Source organism: Streptomyces anthophorae, assembly GCF_049310305.1.
Lineage (GTDB): Bacteria > Actinomycetota > Actinomycetes > Streptomycetales > Streptomycetaceae > Streptomyces.
The window spans coordinates 70,449-96,438 of sequence record NZ_JBLWQQ010000001.1 but is presented as its reverse complement, the minus strand read 5'-3'; the positions used below and the strand labels follow the sequence as shown (position 1 = coordinate 96,438).

General features: G+C 72.7%; 18 protein-coding genes. 11 read left to right on the top strand and 7 right to left on the bottom strand.

What is annotated here, in order from left to right; all coding sequences use genetic code 11:
• Positions 1-59 precede the first annotated feature (59 nt).
• The 4 genes from ACNYS0_RS00370 to ACNYS0_RS00355 form a co-directional block, all read right to left on the bottom strand.
• Positions 60-2,393 carry a DHA2 family efflux MFS transporter permease subunit gene (locus ACNYS0_RS00370; RefSeq protein ID WP_422470572.1) on the bottom strand — a complete coding sequence of 778 codons (2,334 nt, stop codon included), beginning with the start codon at positions 2,391-2,393 and terminating at the stop codon, positions 60-62.
• Between the two features lie 220 nt (positions 2,394-2,613).
• Positions 2,614-3,312, bottom strand: coding sequence for a GntR family transcriptional regulator (locus tag ACNYS0_RS00365; protein ID WP_422470571.1), 699 nt, complete (start codon positions 3,310-3,312; stop codon positions 2,614-2,616).
• 36 nt (positions 3,313-3,348) lie between these two features.
• A complete protein-coding gene (locus tag ACNYS0_RS00360) occupies positions 3,349-4,110 on the bottom strand; it encodes a maleate cis-trans isomerase family protein (protein ID WP_422482388.1) in 762 nt (253 codons plus the stop codon).
• 118 nt (positions 4,111-4,228) lie between these two features.
• Complete coding sequence (locus ACNYS0_RS00355) at positions 4,229-5,131, bottom strand: maleate cis-trans isomerase family protein (RefSeq protein WP_422470570.1); 903 nt, start codon at positions 5,129-5,131, stop codon at positions 4,229-4,231.
• Between the two features lie 370 nt (positions 5,132-5,501).
• On the opposite strand from ACNYS0_RS00355, the gene ACNYS0_RS00350 reads away from it, so the two are divergent.
• From ACNYS0_RS00350 to ACNYS0_RS00340, 3 genes are read left to right on the top strand one after another with little or no spacing between them, the layout of a single operon-like run.
• Positions 5,502-6,509 carry a D-2-hydroxyacid dehydrogenase gene (locus ACNYS0_RS00350; RefSeq protein WP_422470569.1) on the top strand — a complete coding sequence of 336 codons (1,008 nt, stop codon included), beginning with the start codon at positions 5,502-5,504 and terminating at the stop codon, positions 6,507-6,509.
• Positions 6,506-7,978: an amidase gene (locus ACNYS0_RS00345; protein ID WP_422470568.1), complete on the top strand. Its 1,473-nt coding sequence runs from the start codon at positions 6,506-6,508 to the stop codon at positions 7,976-7,978. Before ACNYS0_RS00350 ends, ACNYS0_RS00345 begins: the two co-directional genes overlap by 4 nt.
• Before the next feature lie 33 nt (positions 7,979-8,011).
• A complete protein-coding gene (locus ACNYS0_RS00340) occupies positions 8,012-8,527 on the top strand; it encodes a putative immunity protein (protein WP_422470567.1) in 516 nt (171 codons plus the stop codon).
• 7 nt (positions 8,528-8,534) lie between these two features.
• Here the strand turns inward: ACNYS0_RS00340 and ACNYS0_RS00335 are convergent, their stop codons facing one another.
• Positions 8,535-11,654, bottom strand: coding sequence for an amidohydrolase family protein (locus ACNYS0_RS00335; RefSeq protein ID WP_422470566.1), 3,120 nt, complete (start codon positions 11,652-11,654; stop codon positions 8,535-8,537).
• A gap of 208 nt (positions 11,655-11,862) precedes the next feature.
• Between ACNYS0_RS00335 and ACNYS0_RS00330 the strand changes: the two genes are divergently transcribed.
• The 6 genes from ACNYS0_RS00330 to ACNYS0_RS00305 all read left to right on the top strand — a co-directional run bounded on the left by ACNYS0_RS00330 (position 11,863) and on the right by ACNYS0_RS00305 (position 19,113).
• On the top strand, positions 11,863-12,819 hold the full coding sequence (locus ACNYS0_RS00330) for a LysR family transcriptional regulator (protein ID WP_422470565.1): 957 nt from the start codon (positions 11,863-11,865) through the stop codon (positions 12,817-12,819).
• 144 nt (positions 12,820-12,963) lie between these two features.
• Positions 12,964-14,256 carry an FAD-dependent oxidoreductase gene (locus ACNYS0_RS00325; protein WP_422470564.1) on the top strand — a complete coding sequence of 431 codons (1,293 nt, stop codon included), beginning with the start codon at positions 12,964-12,966 and terminating at the stop codon, positions 14,254-14,256.
• Positions 14,257-14,268: 12 nt separating this feature from the next.
• Positions 14,269-15,951, top strand: coding sequence for a dihydroxy-acid dehydratase (gene ilvD / locus ACNYS0_RS00320; RefSeq protein WP_422470563.1), 1,683 nt, complete (start codon positions 14,269-14,271; stop codon positions 15,949-15,951).
• Positions 15,948-17,228, top strand: coding sequence for an aconitase X (locus ACNYS0_RS00315; RefSeq protein WP_422470562.1), 1,281 nt, complete (start codon positions 15,948-15,950; stop codon positions 17,226-17,228). Before ilvD ends, ACNYS0_RS00315 begins: the two co-directional genes overlap by 4 nt.
• Positions 17,225-17,671 carry an aconitase X swivel domain-containing protein gene (locus ACNYS0_RS00310; protein WP_422470561.1) on the top strand — a complete coding sequence of 149 codons (447 nt, stop codon included), beginning with the start codon at positions 17,225-17,227 and terminating at the stop codon, positions 17,669-17,671. Before ACNYS0_RS00315 ends, ACNYS0_RS00310 begins: the two co-directional genes overlap by 4 nt.
• Positions 17,668-19,113, top strand: a complete 1,446-nt coding sequence (locus ACNYS0_RS00305; RefSeq protein WP_422470560.1) for an MFS transporter — start codon at positions 17,668-17,670, stop codon at positions 19,111-19,113. The genes ACNYS0_RS00310 and ACNYS0_RS00305 overlap by 4 nt, the downstream gene beginning before the upstream one ends.
• A 65-nt stretch (positions 19,114-19,178) precedes the next feature.
• Here ACNYS0_RS00305 and ACNYS0_RS00300 read toward each other — a convergent pair whose 3' ends face one another.
• Positions 19,179-19,700, bottom strand: a complete 522-nt coding sequence (locus tag ACNYS0_RS00300; RefSeq protein WP_422470559.1) for a DUF3830 family protein — start codon at positions 19,698-19,700, stop codon at positions 19,179-19,181.
• Positions 19,701-19,768: 68 nt separating this feature from the next.
• Positions 19,769-21,253: an NAD-dependent succinate-semialdehyde dehydrogenase gene (locus tag ACNYS0_RS00295; protein ID WP_422470558.1), complete on the bottom strand. Its 1,485-nt coding sequence runs from the start codon at positions 21,251-21,253 to the stop codon at positions 19,769-19,771.
• Between the two features lie 164 nt (positions 21,254-21,417).
• On the opposite strand from ACNYS0_RS00295, the gene ACNYS0_RS00290 reads away from it, so the two are divergent.
• Positions 21,418-22,686: an aspartate aminotransferase family protein gene (locus tag ACNYS0_RS00290; protein ID WP_422470557.1), complete on the top strand. Its 1,269-nt coding sequence runs from the start codon at positions 21,418-21,420 to the stop codon at positions 22,684-22,686.
• A gap of 336 nt (positions 22,687-23,022) precedes the next feature.
• Positions 23,023-25,971 carry an FAD-binding and (Fe-S)-binding domain-containing protein gene (locus ACNYS0_RS00285; protein ID WP_422470556.1) on the top strand — a complete coding sequence of 983 codons (2,949 nt, stop codon included), beginning with the start codon at positions 23,023-23,025 and terminating at the stop codon, positions 25,969-25,971.
• Positions 25,972-25,990: the final 19 nt, after the last annotated feature.

Below are 25,990 nucleotides of genomic sequence, written 5' to 3'. Positions count from 1 at the left end.
CGAAACGCGTTGAGCCCGGGACCGCCGCCTGACGCGGTCCCGGGCTCATCGCCTTCCCCTCAGCCGTGCGGGTGCGCGAGGTCCAGGTCGAGGGCCTCCACGGCGCGGCCGTTCACGGACACCGTCCGGGTCGAGGCCGGGTATCCGGTGGCGACCAGCGCGTACTCGCCCGCGTCGAGGTCACCGAAGGCGTACGTGCCGTCCGAGCCGGTGGTCGAGGTGCCCACCACGTTCCCGGCCGCGTCGAGCAGTGTCACGCGCGCGTCGGACAGCGGCCGCAGCTCCGCCCTCGTACGGATCCGGCCCTGGAGACGGACGCCCTGCCGCAGCTCGATGTCCGGCTGGACGGTGGCGGACTTGGCCGCCTGCGCCGCGACGGCGGTGGGCCGGAAGCCTTCGGCGGTCACGGCGATCGTGATCTCGCCCTCGGCGATGTCCCCGAAGACGTAGCTCCCCGCGGCGTCGGTGATGCCGGTCGCCAGGACGTCGCCGCGGGCGTCCGTCACCGTGACGACGGCGTGGGCGACGGGGAGTCCGTCGTCGGCGCCGACGACCTTGCCGGTCATGCTGCCCGCGCCGGAGAGCAGGATGTCGTGCTCGGCCGGGCGGTCGGTGAGCACGAGGTTCGACGCGTGCGGGTGGTGGCCGTCCGCCGTCGTGATCAGCACGTGGGCGCCGGGACCGAGAACGGTCACGCGGTAGGCCCCGTCCGCCCCGGCGACGGCGCGCGCGAGCTGCCTGCCGGTGGGCGAGATGAGGGTGAGCACGGCTCCCGCGAGGCCCGCTCCCGACGCGTCGCGCACGGTGCCGGACAGGGCGGGCTCGGCGGTGTCCACCGCTTCGACCGGCTCGGGCGCGGGCGCCGCCGGCTTCGGACGCCGCAGCAGCACCGCGCCGACCAGCGCCGCGAGCACGGCCAGCGAACCGGCCACGATCAGGCACAGCTGCATTCCGTCGAGGAACGACGCGGAGAGCGCGCCGAGCGCCCGCCCCCGCTGCGCCCCGAGGTCCAGCTGGGCGACCGCCCCGAGCCCCTGCGCCTCGGCCGCACCGACGATCCGCTCCGCCGCGGAGCCGGTGACCCCGGCATCGGCCAGGTGATCGCCCAGCGACCCCGTGGACTTCGACGTGAGGAGCGCGCCGAGGATCGCGGGACCGAGCGCGCCGCCCACCTGCCGCAGCGCGTTGTTGCCCGCGGCGGCCATGCCCGCCAGGTGGTGCGGCACGGAGGACACGGCGGTCGCCGTCATCGGGGTGACGACGAGACCCATGCCAAGACCGAGCAGGGCGAGACGCCAGGCCATCGGCCCGAACGAGGTGTCGGCGGTCAGCGACGTCAGCGAGAACAGCGCACCCGCCGCGCACAGCAGACCGACGGTGATCAGCACGCGCGGCGAGATCCGGTGCATCACACGCCCGGCCACCGGGCCGACGAAGAAGCACACCCCGGTCACCATCAGCAGCCGGTACCCGGCGTCGAGGGTGTCGAGCTGCTGCACCATCCCGAAGTAGAGGCTCAGCACGAAGAAGAAGCCGATGAGGCCCATGAAGGTGATCATCGCGATCAGGCTCGTCGCGCTGAATCCCGCGCTGCGGAAGAGCTTCAGGTCGAGCATCGGACTGGCGCTGCGCCGCTCGAAGACGACGAAGGCGACCAGGCCGACCACGGCGAGCCCGAGCGCCACCAGCACGCGGGTGTCCGTGAAGGATCCGGCGCCGCCCTCGATCACCCCGTACACGAGCGCCGTGATGGCGACCGTCGCGGTGATCTGACCGGGCCAGTCGAGCGCCCGGGCATGCGGGGAGCGGGACTCCGTCACGAGGCGGGCGGCGACCGCCATGGCGAGCAGGGCCACGGGTATGGACGGCAGATAGATCCAGCGCCACTCCTGGTGGGCCAGGATCACGCCCGAGATCAGCGGGCCGACCGCCAGCGCGGCCATCAGGGACGACGCCCACAGGCCGACGAACTTGCCGCGTTCACGCGGATCGGGCACCGCTTGGCTGATCATCGCCAGTGTCGTCGGCAGCAGGGCCGCCGCACCGATCCCGGCCAGCGCCTGACCGGCCCACACCACCTCGACCGACTGCGCGCACAGCGCCGTCGCGGCGCCGACGGCGGTGAACCCCAGGCCCGCCTGGAACACCTTCTTGCGCCCGTGCACATCGCCGAACACGCCCGCCGTCAGGATGAGCGCCGCCATCGGCAGGACGAACGCGTCGGACACCCAGGACAGCTCGGACGTCGACGCGCCCAGGGCGCGCTGGATCGCCGGGAGACTCACCGACACGGAGGTCACCGGCAGATAGGCGACGAACACCCCGACACAGGCCATGACGAGGGTGACGGCCCGCCGCTCCTGTGTTCCGTTCGCCGTTGTCGCCACGTTCACGAAGACCCTCTCCTGCGGCGCCGTGCGCCGCGCTCGACTTTCCGACCTGGTGCACCTTCCGTCCTCGGGCGGCATCGAGGCCAGCCAGCGTCGCCGAACCCCGGAAAACCGATGCGGGGGTGCCCGGATTCACGGATTTCCGACAGGCGGCCGGGTATGCGCACACGAGGAGGGCCCCGGCGATACGTCGCCGGGGCCCTCCTCGTATGCGGTGCCGCGGTCAGCCCGCCACCGCGTCCGGTTCCGCCGCCGCCTGCACGGCCCCGCCGGTGAGCCGGTTGACGGCGTCCTGCATGTGCGCGTCGAGGAGCGTGAGGAGGCGCTCCTCGTCCTCGGCGCGCATCGCCTCGATCAGCTCCGCGTGCTCCTCGACCAGCGCGTCCGGGTCGGGGTGGTCGTCGGTGAGGACCGACAGGCACATCCGCGTCTCCACGAACAGGGTCTGCGCGATGCGCTGGAGGCGCGGGCTGCCGGACTCCGCGACGAGGACCTGGTGGAAGTCCATGTCGGCGGCGCTCAGCGCCGCGTCGTTGCCACGCCGCGCCGCCGACTCCATCCGGCGGTGCGCCTTCTCCAGATGGTCCGCCGTCGACTGCGGGTCCTGCTGGAGCACAAGGCGGCAGGCCGCGGACTCCATGGCCGTGCGCGCCAGATAGATGTCGCGCACGTCGTCCTCGTCGAGGCGGGTCACGAAGACGCCGCGATGCGGTGCGCTGACGGCGATGCCCTGCTGCACGAGGCGTTGCAGCGCCTCGCGCAGCGGGCCCCGGCTCACGCCGAGCTGGCCCGCCAGCTCGGCCTCGCCCAGCTGGGTGCCGGGCGCCAGGGTGCCGTCCATGATCGCTTCGGTGAGCTGGGCGGCGATGACCGTCGCCGCGGGTTCACGCTTGACCGGTCGCAGTGTCTTCGCAGTGGCCATATTCAGTTCGGTCCTCTGATCGGCGCGGCCGCCGCTTCAGGCGCTCGCGGGTGTCGGGGAATGGGGGGTACGGGAGAGCCGGAACAGCGAGCCGAGGCCCTCGCGGGGCATCTCGTCGCCCGCGAGCCGCAGGCCCTCCCAGGCGGTGACCTGGTTGGCCGTCAGGACGGGCTTGCCGACGGCCTCCTCCAGGTCGTCGAGCCAGGCGGCGCTGTGCAGCGCCGTGTCCGGCAGCAGGATCGCCTCGGCGTCCGGGTGGTCGTTCTCCCGCGCCAGCGCGATGACCTGCTCGCGGCCCAGCGTGCCGACCTCGGCGGCGGTGATGATGCCCTGCCCCGACACCGAGACGACCTCGGAGCCATGGTGCTCCAGGAACCGGACGAAGTAGCCCGCCACGTCGTCCGGGTACGTCGCGGCGATCGCCAGGCGGCGCACCCCGAGCGCCTGGACGGCGTGCGCGAACGCGAAGGACGTCGAGGAGGCCCGCTCGGCCGGAAGGCCGGCCGCCTCGGCGAGTTCCGCGACCTGCTTGCGGGCGCCCTCGGGGCCGAAGATGAAGCTGGCGCTGGTGCACGCCCAGATGACCACGTCCTGCGGCTGGGCGAGCAGCTCGCCGAGCGCCGCCTTGAGACGGTGCGTGGAACCCATCTCCAGGAGGTCGTCCACCCGGTGCGCGTCCACGCCGATGTCCGTGTGGACGAGCGTGAGCCGGGCGCCGCCGCCGATCATCCGCTCGAGGCGCGGGTAGTCGTCCTCCGCGGAGTAACCGGGGTACAGGAACCCGACTCGGGTGGTCATCTCGCTCATACGTGTGACGTCCTTTCGTGCAGGCAGTGTACCGGCGATCCGGTCAAATGTAGATTGTTGACAGTGTGAAGAGCGGCAGCGCCACGGTGTGGCGCTGCTCAGGGCCTGCTCAGCCGAGGTCGAGGTCCGCGGCCGGCTCGTCCGGGGGAGCGGCCGCGGTCGTCTCGGGGGCGGCGATCTGCTCCCAGTCGGCGGCCTCCCGCACGACGGCCGCCGCGGCGGCGGGCGGCGGCGGAGCGATGCCCCGCCCCTGGTAGGGCGAGAGCGCCGCACGGGCCGCCGGGTCGATCAGCGACTGGTAGTCGCCCGCCGCGCGGGCGCCCGCGCGCCGCAGTGCGGCCCACATCGTGACCTGGTTCGCGGAGATCACCGGGATCCTGAGCTCCGCCTCCAACTGCGGGATCACGTCGTACGTCGCCAGGTTGGTGCAGCTGATGAAGAGGCAGTCCGCGTGCGTCAGGTCCGCCGAGCGGGCCAGTTCCACCACGTTGCGATAGCCGACCTTCCAGATCTCCCCGGTCAGGCCCATGTACTGGCGCCCGACCACGTCCACGTCCGCCTCGCCCAGGAAGTCGGCGAGCGAGTCCGTCAGGGACGCCGTGTACGGCGTGATGACGCTGACCCGGCGCGCGCCCAGCTCGCCGAGGGCCTCCAGTACGGCCCCGGAGGTGGTCACGGAGGGCGCGCCGCCGCCCGCCCCGCTCATGGACACGCACATCGCGCGTTCGTGCGCGGTGCCGCCGACGAAGCTGCCGGATGTGCAGGCGTACGCGTAGGACGCGGGGCGTACCGCGTCGAGCGCCATGACGGCGTTGTGCAGGGTCTCGTGCTCGCTGATCAAGCGAGCCATGTCCACGCTGACCTCCACGGGAACGTACGGGGTGCGGGTCAGGTGGAGGGAGATCTCCTCGGGGGTCCACCGCCACAGCTCGCGATCGAGCGCGAAGTCGAACGGGGCGACTACGCCGATGCCGAGCTGCGGGACGGGTCCGCCGAAGGTCGTGATGTCCAATGCAGTGCCCCTTCGTGGCTGCACGCGTACGAGCCGCGGTCCGTACGCCTGAGGTGGACGTGTGATGACAGGTGGTGCGGAGGGGAGTTGTTTCGCCGAGCGGCCCTTGGGTAGCAGAGTAGGCCCGCGGTTCGCCTGTAGATTGTTGACAACGTAAAGATCGGCTGCTTAGCGTGTCAATCCCCTACGCGGGGCGGCTCGTTCGCTGTGGTGAAAGCCTCGGTAAAGAGCCGGGGAAATCAGCCCAGGGGATGGCCCTTCCCCAGCCCTCGCGGGGCCTTCGTCCCTCCATGGTCAACCCTCGACCCGCACCTCGCATACCGTCCGCTCCAACCGTCGCACGATCCGTCGCGCGACCCGAAGGACCGCCGTGCCGAAGACCGAGAAATCCCGCGTCCTGGTGCTCGCCGATCACCGGCCGAACGGCCTGGAGGAAGTGGCCGCCCACGCCGAGCTCGTCTGCATCCCCGAGGACCGGCTCGCCGCCGAACTGCCGCACGCCGACGCGCTGTTGGTGTGGGAGTTCGGCACCGAGGCGTTGCCCGGGGCCTGGCCCGAACGGGGCGGGCCGCGCTGGGTGCACACCGCGAGCGCCGGAGTCGACCGGCTGATGTTCCCCGCCCTGCGCGACTCCGACGCGATCCTGACGAACTCGCGCGGCGTCTTCGAACAGCCCATCGCCGAGTACGTCGCGGGCCAGCTCATCGCCCTCGCGAAGGACTTCGCCGGCACCTACGACCGCCAGCGCGACCACGTCTGGCGGCACCGCGTCACCCAGCGCGTCTGGGGAACCCGTGCGGTCGTGCTCGGCGGCGGGCCCATCGGCCGCGCCGTCGTGCGCACCCTGCGCGCGCTCGGCATCGACACCGAGCTGGTCGGGCGCACCCGCAGGGAGGGCGACCCCGAGGTCGGCACTGTGCACGCGTTCGACGAGCTCGACGGCCTGCTCGCCCGCGCCGACTGGGTGGTCTGTGCGGCGCCGCTGACCGAGCAGACGCAGGACCTGTTCGACGAGGCCACCTTCGCCCGCATGAAGCGCGGCGCCCGCTTCGTCAACGTGGGGCGCGGCCCGATGGTCGTCGAGAAGGACCTCCTCGCCGCCCTGGAGGAGGGCCAACTGGGTGGCGCGGCTCTCGACGTGTTCCGCGAGGAGCCGCTGCCCGCGGACAACCCGCTCTGGGACGCCCCGAACCTGCTGGTCTCCCCGCACATGTCGGCCGACACCGACACCTGGCTCGACGACCTCGCCGAGGTCTTCGCCGACAACTTCGCGCGGTGGCGCGCCGGCCGGCCGTTGCGCAACGTCGTGGACAAGGAACTGGGTTACGTACCGGTCACGGACGCCCCGCGGGCCGCAGCAGAGGAGGCCTCCCGATGACCAGCACCACCGACGCGACCGCCACGGCCGGAGCGAGCACGCCGGCTCCCCAGGAGCCCTACGCGCTGACCGCCACCGAACTCCTTGCAGCCTACGAGAGCGGCGACCTGTCCCCGGTCGAGGCCACGGTCTCCGTGCTCGACCGCATCGAGTCCGTCGACCCCAGGCTCAACGCGTTCTGCCTGGTCGACCGCGACGAGGCGATCGCACAGGCGAGGGCGAGCGAGGAGCGCCGCCGACGCGGAGAGGCACTCGGCCTCCTCGACGGCGTGCCGACGTCCATCAAGGACCTGATGCTCACCAAGGGCCACCCCACGCTGCGCGGCTCGCTGACCATCCCGGCCGACCGCGACTGGGACGAGGACGCGCCGTGCGTCGCCCGGATGCGGGAGCACGGCGCCGTGTTCGTCGGCAAGACGACGACGCCGGAGTTCGGCTGGAAGGGCGTCACCGACAATCCGCTGACCGGCGTCACCCGCAACCCGTGGGACCCCTCGACCACCGCGGGCGGCTCGTCGGGGGGCAGCGCGTCCGCCGTCGCGGCCGGCATGGCCCCACTGTCCATCGGCACCGACGGCGGCGGCTCCGTGCGGATCCCCGCCGCGTTCTGCGGCATCTTCGGCATGAAGCCCACGTACGGGCGGATCCCGCTCTACCCGGCCAGCCCCTTCGGCACGCTCGCCCACGCGGGCCCCATGACCCGCACCGTCGAGGACGCGGCCCTCCTGATGGACGCCGTGACCGGCTTCGACAGCCGCGACTGGTCGGCCCTGGAGGCGCCGCGCCACAGCTACCGCGCCGCCGTCACCGAGGCCCTCGCCGACGGCTCCCTGCGCGGACTGCGCATCGCCTACGCCCCGACCCTCGCGGGCGCCCCCGTGGACCCACAGGTCGCCGAGCGCGTCGCCGCCGTCGCCCGGCTCCTGGCCGACCTCGGAGCGGACGTCGAGGAGGCCGACCCCGGCTTCAGCGACCCCGTGGAGGCGTACCACACGCTGTGGTTCTCCGGCGCCGCCAAGGTCGTCGAGCACCTGGGCGCCGAGCAGTTCGCCCAACTGGACGCCGGGCTCCAGGAGGCGTGCCGCGAGGGCGCCGCGAAGAGCGCGCTCGACTACCTGGGCGCCGTCGACACGCGCATGGCGCTCGGCGTGCGCATGGGGCGCTTCCACGAGACGTACGACCTGCTGCTCACGCCCGCGGTGCCCATCACCGCGTTCGAGGCGGGCGTCGAGGTGCCGGCCGGCAGCGGCCACAAGCGCTGGACCGGCTGGACCCCGTTCACGTACCCCTTCAACCTCACCCAGCAGCCCGCCTCCACGGTGCCCTGCGGCGTCACGGGCGCGGGTCTGCCGGTGGGCGCGCAACTGGTCGCCGCGCGCCACGGCGACGAGCTGGTGCTGCGCGCGTCGGCGGTGCTGCACGCGGCGCTGCGCGGATCCGGGGTGGTGGGCACGGCGCCGGTGGGCTGAAGATCAAGCACCCGCGCGCCGTAGGGTTGCCCCGTGATCCTGCCCACGATCCGCGACCCCCGGTTCATCACGCTGCGCCGCGGCGGGACGCTCACCGACGAGGACCATCACCTTCTGGCCCTGTGGGCGGCCGACTGCGCGGAGCACGTGCTGCCGCTGTTCGAGATGGTGGAGCCGGCCGACCCGCGTCCCCGCCGGGCCATCGAGCAGGTCCGGGCGTGGACGCGCGGCGAGATCCGGATGTCCGACTCCCGGGCGGCGGGCGGTCACGCGATGGCCGCGGCCCGCGTGCTCACGGGACCGGCCCGGCACGCGGCGTTCGCGGCGGGGCAGGCCGCCGTGGTCGCGCACGTCGCCGCTCATGAACTGGGCGCGGCGGCCTACGCGATCAAGGCGGTCAGAGCGGCGGCGCCCAAGGACGAGGCCGAGGAGGCGGGCCGGGACGAGTGCCGACGGCAGCGGGACCGGCTTCCCGACGCCATTCGGGCACTCGTCCTGGACGATCAGCGGCTGCGCAACGACATCTGCTGGTCGGTCTTCGACTGCTGATGCCGCGTCAGCAGCAGCCGTGCACCGCGTGCTCCGGCCGGTGCCACCAGTACCGTTCGAGGACCGGGCGCTGCGGCACGTCCTCGGCGGAGGCGCTGCGCGGCGCCGCCGACGGGGTCGCCGAATCGTCCCCCTCGACCAGGTCGGACACCTCGTGCACCACGCCCCCGGCGACCACCGTGCGGACCGCCGCCGCGGCCGTGACGTCCTTCAGCGGATCGCCCTCCACCAGCACCAGGTCGGCCAACTTGCCCGGCTCGATCGTGCCCAGATGCTCCGTCACCCCGAGCGTGCGGGCGCCCTCCGCGGTCGCCGAGCGCAGGGCGTCGGCGGGGGAGACCCCGTAGCGGACCATGGCCTGCACGTTGAGGTGGTAGTAGACCGCCGGGGGCACCAGGGGACTGTCCGTGCCTACATGGACGTGCGCGCCGTTCTCGATGAGGCGCCGCACGGTCTCCCCGTGCCGGGCGATGAACCCGAGTTCGGCCGTGGGCTCCTCGCTCTGCGCGGCCCGCACGCCGTCACGGAACTCGTCGTACGACTCCGAGGGCAGCAGCGCCTTCAGGCGCGCGTCGTCCAGGGCCCACCCCGCGAACCGGTACAGCGCCGCCCGCACGCTCGACAGACCGAGCCCGGAGAGGCCGAGCGTCGGTGTGATCGGCATGCCCGACGCGATCAGCGGGGCCGTGACGTCGTCGTAGGAGTGTCCGAGGTGGGTCTCCTTCTGGCGGCGGCCGTAGCGGCTGGTGCCGCCCAGGTGCTCGACGCCGTCGGCCCCGAGCGCCAGCGGACCGAACAGGTAGTGCGAGGTGGCGGGCAGGCCGATCCGGTGGGCGCCCGCGACGGCCTCCTCCTGCAAGGCGGAGGGCAGCCTGACGTACGTCTTGACCAGGTCGTGCCCGAGCGCCTCGTGCTTGTCCAGCTCGCGGCGCAGCTGCTCGCGGTCGGTCACGGGCCGGGCGGAGGAGTAGTACACCCGCGAGCCGTCGATCAGCTCACCGGCGGTGAAGACGCGCGGGCCCACCCGCCGGCCGGACTCCACGGCCTCCTTCGCCTCCACCAAGTGGTAGTGGCCGCTGCCCGGCGAACGCAGCGAGGTGATGCCGAACGCCAGCCACAGCCGGGACGTCGCGTCGAGCTGCCACGGCCCGTGCTCGTGCGCGGCGATCATGCCGGGGATCGCGGTCAGCCCGCCCGCCTTCACGACCTTGTCCCCGGGGCGCACGGCCGTCGTGCCGGACTTCTCGATCGCGGCGATGCGGTCGCCGTCGAGCACGATCTCGACGTCGTGCCGGAGCCGCGACCCGGCCCCGTCCCACAGCGCGCCGACGCGCACCACCGTGCGCCCGGTCGGCCTCGCCGGACGCCACGTCAGGTCCAGCGGCACCGCGGCGCCGCGGCCACCGCGCGCGTCAGCGATCCGCAGCCGGCCCGCGGACAGGTACAGCAGTGAGCGCGAATCGCCGCTGAAGGACGGGAAGTCGGCGCTCTCGCTGTTCACGGTGCGGGCCTTGCCCGCGGGCAGCCCGGCCGCGTCCACCGGCACCACGCGCAGGGTGCCGTCGACGACGCAGGCCAGGTGTTTCCCGTCCGGGGAGTACACCGGGCCCGCGTACTCCCGGTTGGCCAGTGAGGAACCGGGCACCGGGTCGCTGTACCGCGCCTCGCCGGTGGCCAGTTCGACGGTGAGGACCCGGTTGTAGCCCTCCCGGAAGCGCGCGGTGACCGGCGCGAGCGCCGCCACCGACACCCGGCTGCCGTCCGCGGTGAAGGAGGGACGGCCGGGCGAGTTGAGCGGACCGACGACCTTGCGGACGGTGCCGCTCTCCACGTCCAGGGTGTGCACGCCGGAGTCGGCGACGAAGGCGACGGCCGCACCGTCGTGGCTGACCGCGGGCAGGGTCGCGCCGCCCACGTCCGTCAGGCGACGGGTGGCGCCGTCGGCGAGGGTGCACCGCCACAGTTCCTGGGTGCCGGAGCGGTCGCTGACGTACACGAGGGAGTCACCGTCGGGCGACCAGGTGGGCGAGGTGTTGTGGCGCCCGTCGGAGACCACCGCCTCGGGCCGGGCACCACGCCGCATCACCCAGATGTCGCCGAGCGCGGCGAACGCCACGCGCTCGCCGTCCGGGGAGAGTTCGGGCCCGACGACGCCACGCACCGGTCGGGCGGCGGTGGAGTCGAAGTCCCTCGGGGCGGGACGCTCCTCGACGGTCGGCACCTGCACCGAAGCCGCGAACGGGATGTCCTTCGCCGCGTCCGTGCCGAGCGAGCGGCGACGGATCTTCCCGTCCGCCGTGTACAACAGCTCGTCCGTGCCGACCCAGCGCACCGGCAGCGGGAAGACATCCTCGTCCGGGCCCGACACCACCTCGCCTTCCACGACCACCGAGGTGCCCGCGGAGGTCAGGTGCGCGTAGGCGAGACGTTTTCCGTCGGGGGAGAGGGAGGGGCCCGCGACGAAGCCGGAGTCCACCTCGGCGAGGACCTTGCGGGCGCCGTCGGACGCGACCCGCTCGATCGACCGCGGCGCGCTGCCCGTGCCGGAGGTGAACACGATGGCCTTGCCGTCGGGCGCCCACGCGGGCTGTGCCTCCTGCGCGCCGCCGTCGGTCCACACCCGGCGCTCGCCGCCGTCGGCGGACAGCACATGCACGGCGTAGCGGCTGCCGGTCTCGACGGCGCAGGCGATCCGCGTGCCGTCGGGGGACCAGCGGGGCTCGCGGTGGTCGTCGGTACCGTCGGTGAGTCGACGCAACCCTCGACCGTCGGAGCCGACGACCCACAACTGGAAGGTGCCGCCGGTGTAGGCGGAGAACACGACGTGCCGCCCGTCGGGCGAGAAGTCCGGCTCCACGGCCTCCAGCGCGCCCCCGGTGAGCCGCTTCGCGTCACCGCCCTCGGCCGGCACCGTCCACAGCGTATTGAGCAGGTCGAACACGACGGTGCGGCCGTCCGGCGCGAGCGCGGCGGAGCCGTTGGTCATCCCGGTCACCGTGACCGCCGCGTTCCTCCCCGCGGCCGCCGCACCCGGCGCGGCCACGACCGCGCCGCCCGCCCCCACGAACGCGGTCCCGGCAGCGACGAGGCCGTTCCGCTTGACGAAAGCACGGCGTGTGAAAGCCACGGTCGACCAACCTCCCGAAGATCAGCAACAGTTGACGGGAGGCTACGTACACCGCGCGTCACCGCATCCGCACAGGCGGTGGATGTGACGTGAAAGTAATGCGCCGGCACACCGGACCGACCCACCGGCGGCCCCGGCCCCGAAAAGCCTTCCGCCGGGCGGAAGTCCTGCTGATCCGCAGGGCCGACTGCGGCACAATACGGCGCCCATGAGCCACCGCCCGTCCGGCCCCGCGCACCTCGCCAACCTCGACCTCAACCTGCTCGTGACGCTCCGCGCGCTGCTGCGCGAGCGGAACGTCACCCGCGCCGCCCGGCAGCTGGGCGTCACCCAGCCCGCCGTCAGCGCCACACTGTCCAGGCTGCGCCGGCATTTCGCGGACGAGCTGCTCGTCCGGGTCCAGGGCGGCTACGTGCTGTCGCCGCTCGCCGCGCAACTGGCGGGGCAGACCGAGGCGGTGTGCGCGGCGGCCGAACGGCTCTTCGCCACAGGGCGGGCCTTCGACCCGGCCACCACGGAGCGGGAGTTCACGCTCCTCATGGCCGACTACCCGGCGAGCGTCCTCGGCCCCGCGCTGTCCCGCCTCTTCGACCGCGAGGCACCGCACGCGGCACTGCACCTCCAGCTCGTCAGGGAGACCATCGGCAGCGGCGCCGGAGAGACCATCCGGCTCGTCGACGGCATGGTCTCGCCGCCGCTCGGCCACTTCCGCACGCCGGGCGTGGCCTCCGTCCCGCTCTTCACCGACCGCTGGGTCTGCCTCGTCGACGCGGCCAACCCGCTGTGCGGGGCCGCGTCGTTCGGCATCGAGGACCTGGCGCGGCAGCCGTGGGTCGTGCCCTACCACCGTGACGACGGCTATCCCTCGGCCGCGCCCGCGACCCGGCAGCTGACCGCCCTGGGGATCCGGCCGCGGATCGCCGTCCGCGTGGAGAGCTACCGCGCCGTGCCCGACTTCGTCGCGGGCACCCGCCGTGTGGCCCTCGTCCCCGAGCGCCTCGCCGCGCCGCTGACCTCGGCGCACGGTCTTCGCGCCCTCGACTGCCCGGTCGTGCTCGACCCGTTGGACGAACACCTGTGGTGGGACGCGAGTCACGACGAGGACCCGGCACACACCTGGCTGCGCGACCTCGTGGCCCGGGCGGCGGCCGGCCTCGCACCATAAACGCCGTTGATGGCGGCCAGTCGAACGCTCTATTGACCTGGGCATTCCCCACGGCGAGTGGTGCTCCCTACGGTGCGCAGGAGCGGTGGGAGCCGCACACCGGCCCGCCCGAACACCCGCACCCCCTCGCACCGGGAGACCTCCATGCCCCATGCCCTGACCGAGCTGAAGGTCCACACCGTGACCAGGCCCGAGGGCGCCGCGCACCATGAACTCGACGCCGACGTCCTTGTGGTCGGGGCGGGCGTCGCCGGTGTCTCCGCGGCCGTCGAGAGCGCCCGCCTCGGCCGCGACGTCGTCCTCGTCGACAGCCTGCCCGTGCTCGGCGGACAGATGGTCAACTCGCTGATCGGCCTGTTCTGCGGCGTCTACGGCAACGGCCCGGAGTACCGGCAGCTCACCCACGGCATCTTCGACGACATCTTCGCCGACCTCGGTGCCTCCGGGGATCTGCACCACAACCGCAGCCACACCATGACCGTCAGCTATGACGAGGTGGCCCTCGGCCGATGGGTGGAACGGCGCATCCGCGAACTCGGCGTCCGCGTCGTGCTCGGCGCCTCGCTGACCGGTGTCGAGCGCGCGGGCCGGCGCATCAACGCCGCGTCGTTCGCGACCCGTTACGGGCCCGTACGGGTCACCGCCCCCGGGATCGTCGACGCCTCCGGCGACGCGGCCCTCGCCTGGGAGGCCGGGCTGCCCTGCCGGGTGCCGGAGCGCACGATCTACGGCTCGCAGCAGATCGTCCTGGAGCACCTCGACGAGGACCACAAGCCGGGCCGCGAGGAACTCGCCGAACGCGTCCACGGCCAGGCCGCCGACTGGGGCCTGATCCGCCGCGACGGCCTCGCGTTCTTCTTCCCCGGCCGCGGCACCGCCGTGCTCAACATGACCCACGTCCCGGCCCCGCTCGACCCGGTCGAGGCCTCGGCCGCCCAGCTCGACGGGCGCGAACAGGCCGACCGGGTCGTGGAGTTCCTGCGCGCCGAGTTCCCCAAGGCGTTCGGCGAGGCCAGGGTCCGCTCGTACGGCTTCCCCGGGCGGCGCCAGACCCGCTGGATCAAGGGCGTCCACCAGCTGTCCCTCGACGAGGTCCGCTCCGGGACGCGCTTCGAGGACGCCGTCGCCCGCACCGCCTGGCCCGTCGAACTCCACGACCGCGCCGACGGATACGTCTGGGAGACCTTCGGCCCCGACCACGTCCACTACGTTCCGCTGCGCTCCCTGCTCTCGCCCGACTGCGACAACCTCGCCGCCGCCGGGCGCTGCGCCGACGGAGACGCCGCCGCGCTGTCCAGCGTCCGCGTCATGGGCCCCTGCGCGGCGATGGGCGCGGGCGCCGCGCACGCCCTGGACCTCGCGGGACCCGACGGCAGCGTGCACGCCATCGACCTCGCCGCCCTGCGCGCCCGCCTTGCCGCCAACGTCGACGACTGAGGAGCCGCTCCCGTGACCGAACTCCGCAGCAACTACACCGTGGGTACCTCCCCGTGGGCCGTCCGCAGGGCCCAGTGGCGGGCGCTCGGGCTCACCGACGAGGACATGGCCAAGCCGAAGATCGCCATCGTCAACTCCTCGTCCCAGCTGGCCACCTGCTACAGCCACCTCGACGACATCGCCGCGGCCGCCAAGGAGGCCATCGCCGAGGCCGGTGGCATCGGCTTCGAGATCCGTACCGTCGCCCCCAGCGACTTCATCCACAGCGCCGGCGGCCGGGGCGGCTACATCCTCTCCGCCCGCGACCTGATCAGCCACGACATCGAGGCGGCCGTCGAGGGCGCCCAGCTCGACGGCATGCTCACCCTCGCCTCCTGCGACAAGACCGCCCCCGGCCAGCTGATGGCGGCGGCCAGGCTCGACCTGCCGACCGTCGTCGTCGGCTGCGGCTACCAGCCCTGCGGCACCTTCGCCGGACGCCACTGCGACATCGAGGACGTCTTCCTCGGCGCGGGACACCACGCCCAGGGCCGCATCACCCTCGATGAACTCACCGGCATGAGCGAGAACGCGGTGGCCGGGCCCGGGGTCTGCGCCGGCATGGGCACCGCCAACTCCATGCACATCGCCTGCGAGGCCCTCGGCATGGCCCTGCCGGGCTCCACGCCCGTGCTCGCCAACAGTCCGAAGATGTGGGACGACGTGCGGGCCGCGGGCGGCCGAATCGTCGAGCTCGTACGGCAGGACATCAGGCCGCGCACCCTGCTCACCCCGGAGGCCTTCGAGAACGCGGTCACCGCGATGCTCTCCGTGAGCGCCTCCATCAACTCCGTCAAACACCTCCAGGCCGTCGCCGAGGAGGCGGACACCGGCGTCGACGTCTACGGACTGTACGAACGCCTTGCCGACCGGGTACCGCTGCTCGCGGCCGTGCGGCCCAACGGGCCCGTCTCCATCGAGGAGTTCGAGGCGGCGGGCGGCGCGTCCGGACTGCTCTGGCAACTGCGCGAGCTTCTGCACACCGATGCCCGAACGGTCGGCGGACACACCCTCGGCGAGGCCCTTGAAGGACGGCACCCTGCCGACCCCGAGGTGATCCGCCCGCTCGACAAGCCGCACGGCCGCCGCCCCACCATCGTCCTGGTCCGCGGTTCCCTCGCCCCCGCCACCGGCATCGTCAAACTCGCCGTCGACGAGGAACGCCCACCCTCGTTCTCCGGCCCCGCCAAGGTGTACGACACCCCACAGGAAGCCCTCGACGGGCTCAAGGCCGGAGACGTGCGACCCGGGCAGGTGCTGGTACTGCGCGGCCTCGGGCCCACCGGCACCCCCGGCATGGGCATGGCCTCCCGCCCCGTCTTCGCGCTCGACGGTGCCGGGCTCACCGGCAAGGTCGCCGTCGTCACCGACGGGCAGCTCTCCGGCCTCGTCAACAAGGGCATCGTCGTCGGCGAGGTGTCTCCGGAGGCCGCCGCGGGCGGGCCGTTGGCCCTCGTGCGGGACGGCGACACCATCTCCGTCGACCTCACCGCCCGCCGCGCCGACCTCCTCGTACCGGACGAGGAGCTGGCCGCCCGTACCCCCGTCACCGCCTACGCGGACGGCGGGCGCGGCTGGCTGTCCGTCTACCGCCGCACGGTCCGCCCCCTCCAACAAGGCGCGGTCACGCTCGAGGAAGGACCCACGCCCGCGTGAAACTCAACGACTCCGACAAGGCCCTGCTCGACGGCGCCGAGGGCCCCGCCGCCGCGGCCGCCATGGACCTCCTGGTCCGCTACGGCCGCGCCCTGGACGCCGAGGAACTGTGCGACGTCCGCAATGTCGCCGGCACGATGACCCAGCCCTCGCCCGCCAAGGCCCGCCTCGTCGCGGAGGGCGGCTGGAACAAGGCGTACGCCGTGCTCAATCTCGACAGCGACGGGGACTTCGCCGTCCCCGACATGAAGGTGCCCACCTGTCAGCTCCAGCACGGCTTCGGCCCCGACGCGCAGGGCACCGTGCCCTACCCGAAGGAACTCGTCGAGTTGCAGACGGACGCCGAGGCCTTCTACAGCAAGAAGGGCGTCAGTATCCTCGCCACCTGCACGCCGTACCAGGTCGGCAACATCCCCGTACGCGGTGAGCACGTGGCCTGGATGGAGTCCTCCGCGGTCGTCTACGCCAACTCGGTGCTCGGAGCCCGCACCAACTGCGAGGGCGCCGCCTCCACCGGCGCCGCCTCGCTCACCGGCCGCATCCCCTGCTGGGGCAACCACCGTGCGGAGAACCGCCACGGCACCCACCACATCGACGCCCGCACCCGGATCGCCGGGCCGCTCGACTGGGGCATGCTCGGCTACTTCGCGGGCGGCCTCGTCCAAGAGGAACGCCCGGTCGTCACGGGCGAGTTGGCCCATCCGGACCTGCTCGACCTCAAGCACTTCGGGGCCGCCGCGGCCTCCTCGGGCGGCGTCGAGATCTACCACCTCCCCGGCATCACCCCCGAGGCCCCCGACCTGCGGTCGGCCTTCGGCGGGCGCGCCGTGCCCGAGGCCGTGCCGTACGGGGAGCGCGAGCGCCGCGCCGTCTACGAGGACCTCAACTCCCAGGGCGACAGCACCGACGTCGACTTCGTCCTCCTCGGCTGCCCGCACGCCTCGCTCGACCAGGTCCGCGACACCGCCCGGCTCCTGGACGGGCGGCGGCTGAACTCCGCCACCCAGCTGTGGCTGATGGTGCCGCGCGCCCTGCGCACCGTCGCCGACCGCAACGGCTGGACGGAGACCATCGAGCGCGCGGGCGCCCGCGTCCTCACCGACTCCTGCCCCGCGATGTCCCGTGCGGCGCCGCCCGGCACCCGCGTCTTCGCCACCGACTCGGCGAAACAGGCCCACTACCTGCCCGCGATCCTCGGCATCGAGGCCTGGTTCGGCACCCTCGCCGACTGCGTCGACGCCGCCGTCACCGGCACCTGGAAGGGAGAGCTGCGATGACCGAACCGAGCCTGGTGCTGCGCGGCAGGACCGTCGTCCCCGGCGTCGTCGAGGGCGAGGCACTAGTGTCGCTTGAGACGATCTCCGGCTGGGGCGGCATCGACCCGGCACGCGGCGTCGTCATCGAACGCCGCCACGCCCTGTACGGAGTGTCGTTCGCCGGGAAGATCCTCGTCTTCCCCGGCGCCAAGGGATCCTCAGGCTGGTCCGGCTTCTTCCAGGCCACCCGGCTCGCAGGCACCGCGCCCCTCGGCATGATCTACACGACGACGACCAGCAAGGCGGCGCTCGGCGCCGTCGTCACGCGCGTCCCCACCGTGACCGATCTGGACCGCGATCCCCTCACCGTCATCCGCACCGGCGACCGCGTCCGCATCGACGCCGAGCACGGCACCGTCACGGTCCACCCCGTCGCACCACCGTCCCCCGAGGAGACCCCGTGAGAGATCCCGTGAGCGCCTCACCACCCGTCGTGGAACTGGCCCCGGTCATCGAGCGCCAGCACGCGAGCCGCCGCTGGCTGCTGATGTACGCGGTCTGCTTCGTGATCACGTTCCTCGACGGATTCGACTTCCAGATCCTGTCGTTCGCCGCCACCTACATCCGCAAGGACTTCGATCTGACCGGGACCCAACTGGGCACCCTGGGCACCGTCGGTCTCTTCGGCACCATGATCGGCGCCCTGATCATGGGCTACCTCGCGGACCGAATGGGACGGCGCCCCACCATCACGATGTCCGTCGCGGGCTTCGGCATCTTCATGATCGCCTTCGCCTTCGCGGACACGTACGGGCACCTGTTCGTGCTGCGCTTCGTCTCCGGCCTGTTCCTCGGCGGTGTGCTCCCGCTGACCTGGGCGCTGGCGGCCGAGTTCGCGCCGAAGCGGTTCCGGGTGACGTCCGTCGCGATCATCATGGTCGGCTACACGCTCGGCGGGGCGGCCGGCGGCCCGGTCTCCAACTGGCTGATCCCGGACCACGGCTGGCGCACGGTGTTCGTCGTCGGGGGCGTCTGCTCGCTGCTGACCCTCGCCGGGGTGCTGGCCCTTGTGCCCGAGTCGGTGCGGTTCCTGGCACTGAAGTCCCGCCCCGGCAGCGACGAGCGCATCGCACGTATCCTCCGCCGCTTCCAGCCGGGCCTGACCTTCGCGCCCGGGACCCGCTTCACGGCCGAGACCCCGGGGCAGGCGTTCGCGGGGAAGCGGTTCACCCCCGCCCAGCTCTTCCGCGGACATCTCGCCGCCATCACGCCCTTGTTGTGGCTGGTCTACCTGCTGTCGTCCGCGCTGATCTACTTCCTCGTCTTCTGGACGCCGATGATCAACGAGCAGATGGGCTTCAGCGTCAGCGCGGCCGCCACCATCGCCGCGCTCGCCAGCGTCGCGGGCGCCGTCGGGCAGCTGTTCATCAGCCGGTTCGTCGACAAGAAGGGCGCGGGCACGATCCTGTGGATGCCGCTGGCCGCCGTTCTCTGCATGCTCGTCCTCGGCAGCGGCGTGCTCGCGCCTGCCGTGTACGTCGGCTTCGTCATCGGCGCGAAGATGTTCGTCAACGGCGGGCACGGCGGCATCACCAGCATCGCGGGTACCTTCTACCCGACGGAGATCCGCGCCAACGGCGCCGGTTGGGCCTCCTCGGTCGCCAAGGCCGGCGCCATGCTGGGGCCCTGGCTCGGCGGCGTCATCCTCGACGCCGGCCTCGGGGCGCAGGGTGCGTTCAGCATCTTCGCGATCTGCCCGGCCGTGATGGTCCTGGTGCTGTTCGTCCTGGGCCGGGTGCAGCGCCGGATGCCCGCCGACGCCGAGGGCGCGCTGAACAGTGCGGTGGACGCGGCGCCCGTCGCGCCGGTCACCCCGCCGTCGCGGGCGGGTTCGTCCCCGGCCTGAGTGCGGCGGAACGCACGAGGGGCGGGCCGGTCGACCGGCCCGCCCCTTTCGCTCTGCCTAACGGCTCACTCCGCGCGCTTGAACTGGAGCGACTCCCCAACGGCCCCTGCCCGCCACAGGTCCTGGCAGGCCTCGGCGAGCCGGTCGAGGCCCTCGGTGATCGTGCCCCAGACGATGCCGGGCACCCAGCCCTGGTCGCCGTTGATGAGGAGGTTGTTGCGCTCATAGAACAGGGCGAGGTCGACGACGATGTCGCGCTCCGCGTGGGCCGCCTGGCTGCCCTGCTGCTCGGCGGCGGCCTCGTAGCCGTAGGAGGCCGTGCTCATCTGGGTGTTGGAGAACGTGAAGTAGCACAGGTCGCCGGGGATCGGCGTGATCGTCGGGTTCTCCAGCGGGGGCTCCTGCGGGGCGAAGGCCGGTACGAGGGTGTAGATCTCGTTGCGCGCGTACTTCGCGTGGTAGACGTCGCTGCCCAGCGGCAGGGCGTTCCAGATCGCCTCGCAGGTGATCGGGGCGCGGTCGTCGAGCAGCTTCGCGGTGGCGGTGACGCCGCGCTTGGGCAGGGAGACCTCGATGAAACGGTCCATGGATGCAGTCGCTCCGGTCTGGTCGATGATCAACGTACGTGGACGGTAGGTCGGTTGGCGTCCGCCTGTCAGCCGAGCGGCATCGCCAGGTAGCGCGTCTCCAGGAATTCGTCGATACCGACCCGGCCGCCCTCACGGCCGAGGCCCGAGGCCTTCACTCCGCCGAAGGGGGCCGCGGGGTTGGAGACGACGCCCTTGTTGAGGCCGACCATGCCGGTCTCCAGGCGCTCGGAGAGCCGGAAGGCGCGCTCCAGGTTCTCCGTGAACAGGTAGGAGACCAGGCCGTACTCGGTGTCGTTGGCCGCGGCCACGACCTCGTCCTCGTCCGTGAAGGTCAGGATCGGGGCGACGGGGCCGAAGATCTCCTGGCTCATCAGGGCGGAATCGGGGGAGACGCCGGTGAGGACGGTCGGGGTGTAGAAGTAGCCCTCGCCCTCGGCGCGCTCTCCACCGGTGAGGACCTTCGCGCCGCGCTCGACGGCGTCGGCGACCAGCTCCTCGACCTTGCCGCGGCCGTCCTCGTCGATCAGCGGGCCGACCGTGACGCCGTCCTCGGTGCCGCGGCCGACCGCGAGCGCGGCCATCCGGGCGGAGAGCTTCTCGGCGAACTCGGCGGCCACCGACTCGTGCACGTACAGCCGGTTCGCGGCCGTGCACGCCTCGCCGATGTTGCGCATCTTCGCGGCCATCGCGCCCTCGACGGCCTTGTCGAGGTCGGCGTCCTCGCACACGATGAACGGCGCGTTGCCGCCCAGCTCCAGCGAGACCCGCAGCACGTGCTGGGCGCTCTGCTCGATGAGCAGGCGGCCCACCGCCGTCGACCCCGTGAACGACAGCTTGCGGATGACGCCGCCGCGCAGCAGCGGCTCGACGACCTCGCCGGGGCGGGACGTGGTGAGCACGTTCAGGACGCCCGCGGGCACACCCGCCTCGGTCATGATCTCGGCGAGCTTCAGCATCGTCAGCGGCGTCTGCTCGGCGGGCTTGATGATCATGGTGCAGCCGGCCGCGATCGCCGGACCGATCTTGCGGGTGCCCATGGCGAGCGGGAAGTTCCACGGCGTGATCAGCAGGACCGGGCCGACCGGGCGCTTCATCACGACGAAGCGGTCCTTGCCGTCGGGGGAGGCCTGGTAGCCGCCCTCGATCCGGACGGCCTCCTCGGCGAACCAGCGGAAGAATTCGGCGGCGTACGCCACCTCGCCGCGCGCCTCCGCGAGCGGCTTGCCCATTTCGAGTGTCATCAGGAGGGCCAGCTCGTCCTGGCGCTGCATGATCAACTCGAACGCGCGGCGCAGGATCTCGCTGCGCTCGCGCGGCGCGGTGGCCGCCCAGGACTCCTGCGCGGCGCCCGCCGCCTCCGCCGCGGCGCGCGCGTCCTCGGCGCCCGCGTCGGCGACGGTGCGCAGCTCACGGGCGACCGAGGGGTCCTCGACGCCGAAGGTCGCGCCCGAGGCCGCCGGGCGCCAGCTGCCGCCGATGAACAGTCCGTCGGGCACGGACGCGACGACGGCCCGCTCGCGGTCCGTCTGCTGTTCGGTCACTGCACTCACTTCGACTCCCGTGGTTTGGAACTCCCGGCCCGGCACACTCGTGGACAGCCGCCGAATTGCATGCTTGCATGAGTGTAGGTTGTTGACAATCCTACGACGCAGCCTGATGTTGATCTCCGTAGAAGATCCGTGAACCACCGTGGTCACCGAGCGAGGAGCCGTCCATGAGTGCCTTGTCCCCCGTCCTCAAGCAGGCCACCCCCGTCCTGGCCGAACGCGGCGAGGGCGTCCGTCTCTACGACGAGTCCGGCCGCGCCCACCTGGACTTCACCGCCGGCATCGGCGTCACGTCCACCGGGCACTGCCACCCGAAGGTGGTCGCCGCGGCGCAGGAGCAGGTCGGCAAGCTCATCCACGGCCAGTACACGACGGTGATGCACAAGCCGCTGCGCACGCTCAGCGCGCGCCTGGGCGAGGTGCTTCCGAACGGACTGGACTCCCTCTTCTTCGTCAACTCTGGTTCCGAGGCCGTCGAGGCCGCGATGCGCCTCGCCAAGCAGGCCACCGGTCGGCCCAACATCGTCGCCTTCCAGGGTGGCTTCCACGGCCGTACGCTCGCCGCCGCGTCGATGACCACGTCGGCCACCAAGTTCCGCTCCGGGTACGGACCGCTCATGTCGGGCGTGGCGCTCGCGCCGTTCCCCAACTGCTTCTACTACGGCTGGGACGAGGAGACCGCGACCAAGTTCGCGCTGCGCGAGCTGGACCAGTTGCTCGCCACCGTCACCACGCCCGCCGACACCGCCGCGTTCATCGTGGAGCCGGTCCTCGGTGAGGGCGGCTACGTTCCCGCGAACACGGCCTTCCTGCGCGGCCTGCGCGAGCGCGCGGACCGGCACGGGATCCTGCTGATCATCGACGAGGTGCAGACCGGGTTCGGACGCACCGGCAAGTTCTGGGGCCACGACCACTTCGACGGCAAGCCCGACATCATCGTCACCGCCAAGGGCCTGGCCAGCGGTTTCCCGCTGTCCGCGATCGCCGCGTCCGAGGAGCTGATGTCGCGGGCCTGGCCCGGCTCGCAGGGCGGCACGTACGGCGGCAACGCGGTGTCGTGCGCCGCCGCCATCGCCACCCTCGACGTCATCCAGGAGGAGAAGCTCGTCGAGAACGCCGCCGAGCGCGGCCAGCAGCTCTTCGCCGGCCTGCGCGAGGTCGCCGAGTCCTACCCGGTCGGCGGCCAGGGCGGCATCGGTGACGTCCGCGGCCTCGGCCTGATGGCGGGCATCGAGTTCGTGACCGCGGACGGCGAGCCGGACGGCGCCACCGCCGCCCGCGTGCACGCCGCCGCCTCCGAGCGCGGTCTGCTGCTGCTCACCTGCGGGACACAGGGCCAGGTCGTCCGGATGATCCCGCCGCTCGTCGTGAACGGCGAGGACATCGACGAGGGCCTGCGGCTGTGGCGCGAATCGGTCGCGGCGGTCCTCGGCTGACACCTCCGGTGGGAACCGGGGCGGCGTTCCGACGCGGCCCCGAGTGCCGTCGTCGCCCCGGCCGGCCCCGCCGCGCCGGGGCGACGTGCTTCCCCGGCGCGGTCGGGCCGGCCACGTGAGCAACCGGACGGCCGTCGCCGCCGCGGGTGATCGGGCCGGCCCTCCGGGGCGGAGCGGGTGGACAGCGGGGCCCCTGGTGCGGGCAGCACCCACGCCCCGGCACCGCCCGCCCTACAGGCCGCACGGCCCGCGTTGCCGCGATTCCGCCACCCCGCCGCAGCGATCTTGAGACGCTCTCCACCAGCAGCACCACCCCGCCCGCCCGAAGGAGCCACCATGTCCGCCCCCGTCGCCACGACCGGATCCGCCGCGCCCCGCCCGGACGCGCCCGACCCGGCAACGCTGGAGAAGCTGGAGCGCGCGCTGCGGGAGGCCGTGCCGCACGGCGAGGTCGCCTTCGGCAAGCGGCGGCGCGCCGAGTACGCGCAGGACGCCTCCGTGTACCGGCAGGTCCCCGCGGCCGTCGTGCTGCCCGCCGACACCGACGAGCTGGCCGCGGCGCTCGCCGCCTGCCACGGCCTCGACGTCGCCGTCACCCTGCGCGGCGCGGGCACCTCCATCGCGGGACAGGCAGTCGGCGACGGCGTCGTCATCGACACCTCGCGTTCGCTGAACCGCATCCTCGACATCGACGCCGAGGCGCACACCGCCCGCGTCGAACCCGGAGTCGTCCTCGACCGCCTCCAGGACGCCTGCAAACCGCACGGCCTGCGCTTCGGCCCCGACCCCTCCACCCACGCCCGCTGCACCATCGGCGGCATGATCGGCAACAACGCCTGCGGCACCCACTCGGTGGCCTGGGGCCGCACCGCCGACAACATCGTCGAACTCGAGGTCCTCACCTACGACGGCGAGCGCATCCGGCTCCGCTCCCTGGACGCCGACGAACTCCAGCACGTCGTGGACGAGGGCGGCCGCACCGGCGAGATCCACGCCCGCCTGCGCGACCTGCGCGACCGGCATCTGGCCATGCTGCGCACCGAGTTCGGCCGCTTCCGCCGGCAGGTCTCCGGCTACAGCCTCGAACACCTCCTCCCGGAGAAGGGCTTCGACCTCGCGGCGGCGCTCGTCGGCACCGAAGGCACCTGCGCGGTCGTCGTGTCGGCGACCGTCAAGCTCGTCGACCTCCCGGCCCGCCGCACCCTCGTGGCGCTCGGCTTCTCCGACCTGCCCGCCGCGGGCGACGCCGCACGCCACGTCCTGCGCCACGAGCCCATCGCCTGCGAGGGCCTGGGCGGAGACCAGGTCGCTGCGCTGCGCCGCAACGTCCCGGACGCCCGCCCCGAGGAGATGCTCCCCGAGGGCGCCGGCTGGCTCCTGTGCGAGTTCGGACACGCGGACGCGACGCCCGACCCGGAGGCCGAACGGGCCCGCGCCGAGGCCCTGTTGAAGGACACCGGCGCCGTCGACGTACGCCTCGTCCAGGACCCCAAGGAGCAGGCGGCCCTCTGGCGCATCCGCGAGGACAGCTCGGGACTCGCCACCCGCGCCCCCGACGGCTCCGAGGCCTGGCCCGGCTGGGAGGACTCCGCCGTCCCCGTCGAACACCTCGGCGATTACCTGCGCGACCTGGCCGCCCTGCTGGAGTCGCACGGCCTCCAGGGCACCCCGTACGGCCACTTCGGCGAGGGCTGCGTGCACATCCGTATCGACTTCGACCATGAGACGGCCGAAGGAGTGCGGATCTTCCGGACGTTCATGAAGGACGCCGCCGAACTCGTCGCCCGGCACGGCGGCACCCTCTCCGGCGAACACGGCGACGGCCAGGCCCGCGCCGAGTTCCTGCCGCTGGTCTACAGCGAGGAGGCGATGGAGGCGTTCGGCGAGTTCAAGGCGGTCTGGGACCCGGAGAACCGGCTCAATCCCGGCATCCTCGTCCACCCGCGCCCCGCCGACGAACGCCTGCGCATCACCGCGGGCCACCGCCCCACCCTCCAGCTCACCACCACGCTCGCCCTCGCCGAGGACGACGGCGACCTCACCAAGGCGCTGCGCCGCTGCGTCGGCATCGCCAAGTGCCGCACGTCGTCCGGCGGCGTGATGTGTCCGAGCTACCGCGCCACCGGGGACGAGAAGGACTCCACGCGCGGGCGCGCACGCGTGCTCTACGAAATGGTGCAGGGCGACGTCATCACCGACGGCTGGCAGTCCGAGGAGGCCGCCGAGGCTCTCGACCTCTGCCTGTCCTGCAAGGGCTGCAAGAGCGACTGCCCCGTAGGCGTCGACATGGCCTCCTACAAGGCGGAGTTCCTGCACCACCACTACCAGGGCAGGCGCCGCCCCGCCTCCCACTACGCGCTCGGCTGGCTGCCCCTGTGGTCGCACCTCGCGGGGCTGGCGCCGGGCCTCGTCAACGCCGTGACCCGCAACAACAGGGCCGCCCGCCTTCTTAAGAAGGCGGGCGGCATCGCCCCGGAGCGCCCGGTCCCGCCGTTCGCCGGACGACGCTTCCGTACGAGCTTCAAGAGGCGCCAAAACGTCCCGACCCCGGGCAGCCGGGGCAAGGTCCTCCTCTGGCCCGACACCTTCACGGAGTTCATGTCGCCCGAGGTGGGCCGCGCGGCGGTCATCGTCCTCGAACACGCGGGCTTCGAGGTGGTCCTGCCGCCCGATCGCTTGTGCTGCGGACTGACCTGGCACACCACGGGCCAGCTCGACATGGCCAAGAAGGTGCTGGAACGCACCCTCAAGGCCGTCGACCCCTACCTCCAGGAGGGCATGCCGCTGATCGGCCTGGAACCCAGCTGCACGTCCCTGTTCCGCACGGATGCCACGGAGCTGTTCCCGAACGACCCGCGCGCCGAGCGCCTCGCCGCCCAGACCATGACGCTCGCCGAACTCCTCGACCAGCGCGCCCCCGACGTCGACTTCGGCCGCCTCGACGACGTCACCGCCCTGACGCAGACCCACTGCCACCAGCACGCCACGCTCGGCAGCAAGGCGGACGACCGGGTGCTCGCCCGTGTCGGCGTGGACAGCGGCCGCCTCGACTCCGGCTGCTGCGGCCTGGCCGGCAACTTCGGCTTCGAGGACGGCCACTACGACGTGTCGGTCGCGGTCGGCGAACAGGCCCTCCTCCCGGCCCTGCGCGAGGCCGCCGACGACACGGTGGTCCTCGCGGACGGCTACAGCTGCCGCACCCAGATCACCCAGCTCTCCGACCGCCGGCCCCGCCACCTCGCGGAACTCCTCAGGGACGCGCTGAGGGCGCGACGCGGCGACTGACCGGGTCCCACCTCAGGAG

What these genes read in the sequence shown, in the direction of transcription:
- ACNYS0_RS00365 (WP_422470571.1), bottom strand. Translation starts at nt 3,312, where the DNA reads ATGGCCACTGCGAAGACACTGCGACCGGTCAAGCGTGAACCCGCGGCG.
- ACNYS0_RS00360 (WP_422482388.1), bottom strand. Translation starts at nt 4,110, where the DNA reads ATGACCACCCGAGTCGGGTTCCTGTACCCCGGTTACTCCGCGGAGGAC.
- ACNYS0_RS00345 (WP_422470568.1), top strand. Translation starts at nt 6,506, where the DNA reads ATGACCAGCACCACCGACGCGACCGCCACGGCCGGAGCGAGCACGCCG.
- ACNYS0_RS00330 (WP_422470565.1), top strand. Translation starts at nt 11,863, where the DNA reads ATGAGCCACCGCCCGTCCGGCCCCGCGCACCTCGCCAACCTCGACCTC.
- ACNYS0_RS00325 (WP_422470564.1), top strand. Translation starts at nt 12,964, where the DNA reads ATGCCCCATGCCCTGACCGAGCTGAAGGTCCACACCGTGACCAGGCCC.
- ACNYS0_RS00310 (WP_422470561.1), top strand. Translation starts at nt 17,225, where the DNA reads ATGACCGAACCGAGCCTGGTGCTGCGCGGCAGGACCGTCGTCCCCGGC.
- ACNYS0_RS00300 (WP_422470559.1), bottom strand. Translation starts at nt 19,700, where the DNA reads ATGGACCGTTTCATCGAGGTCTCCCTGCCCAAGCGCGGCGTCACCGCC.
- ACNYS0_RS00290 (WP_422470557.1), top strand. Translation starts at nt 21,418, where the DNA reads ATGAGTGCCTTGTCCCCCGTCCTCAAGCAGGCCACCCCCGTCCTGGCC.
- ACNYS0_RS00285 (WP_422470556.1), top strand. Translation starts at nt 23,023, where the DNA reads ATGTCCGCCCCCGTCGCCACGACCGGATCCGCCGCGCCCCGCCCGGAC.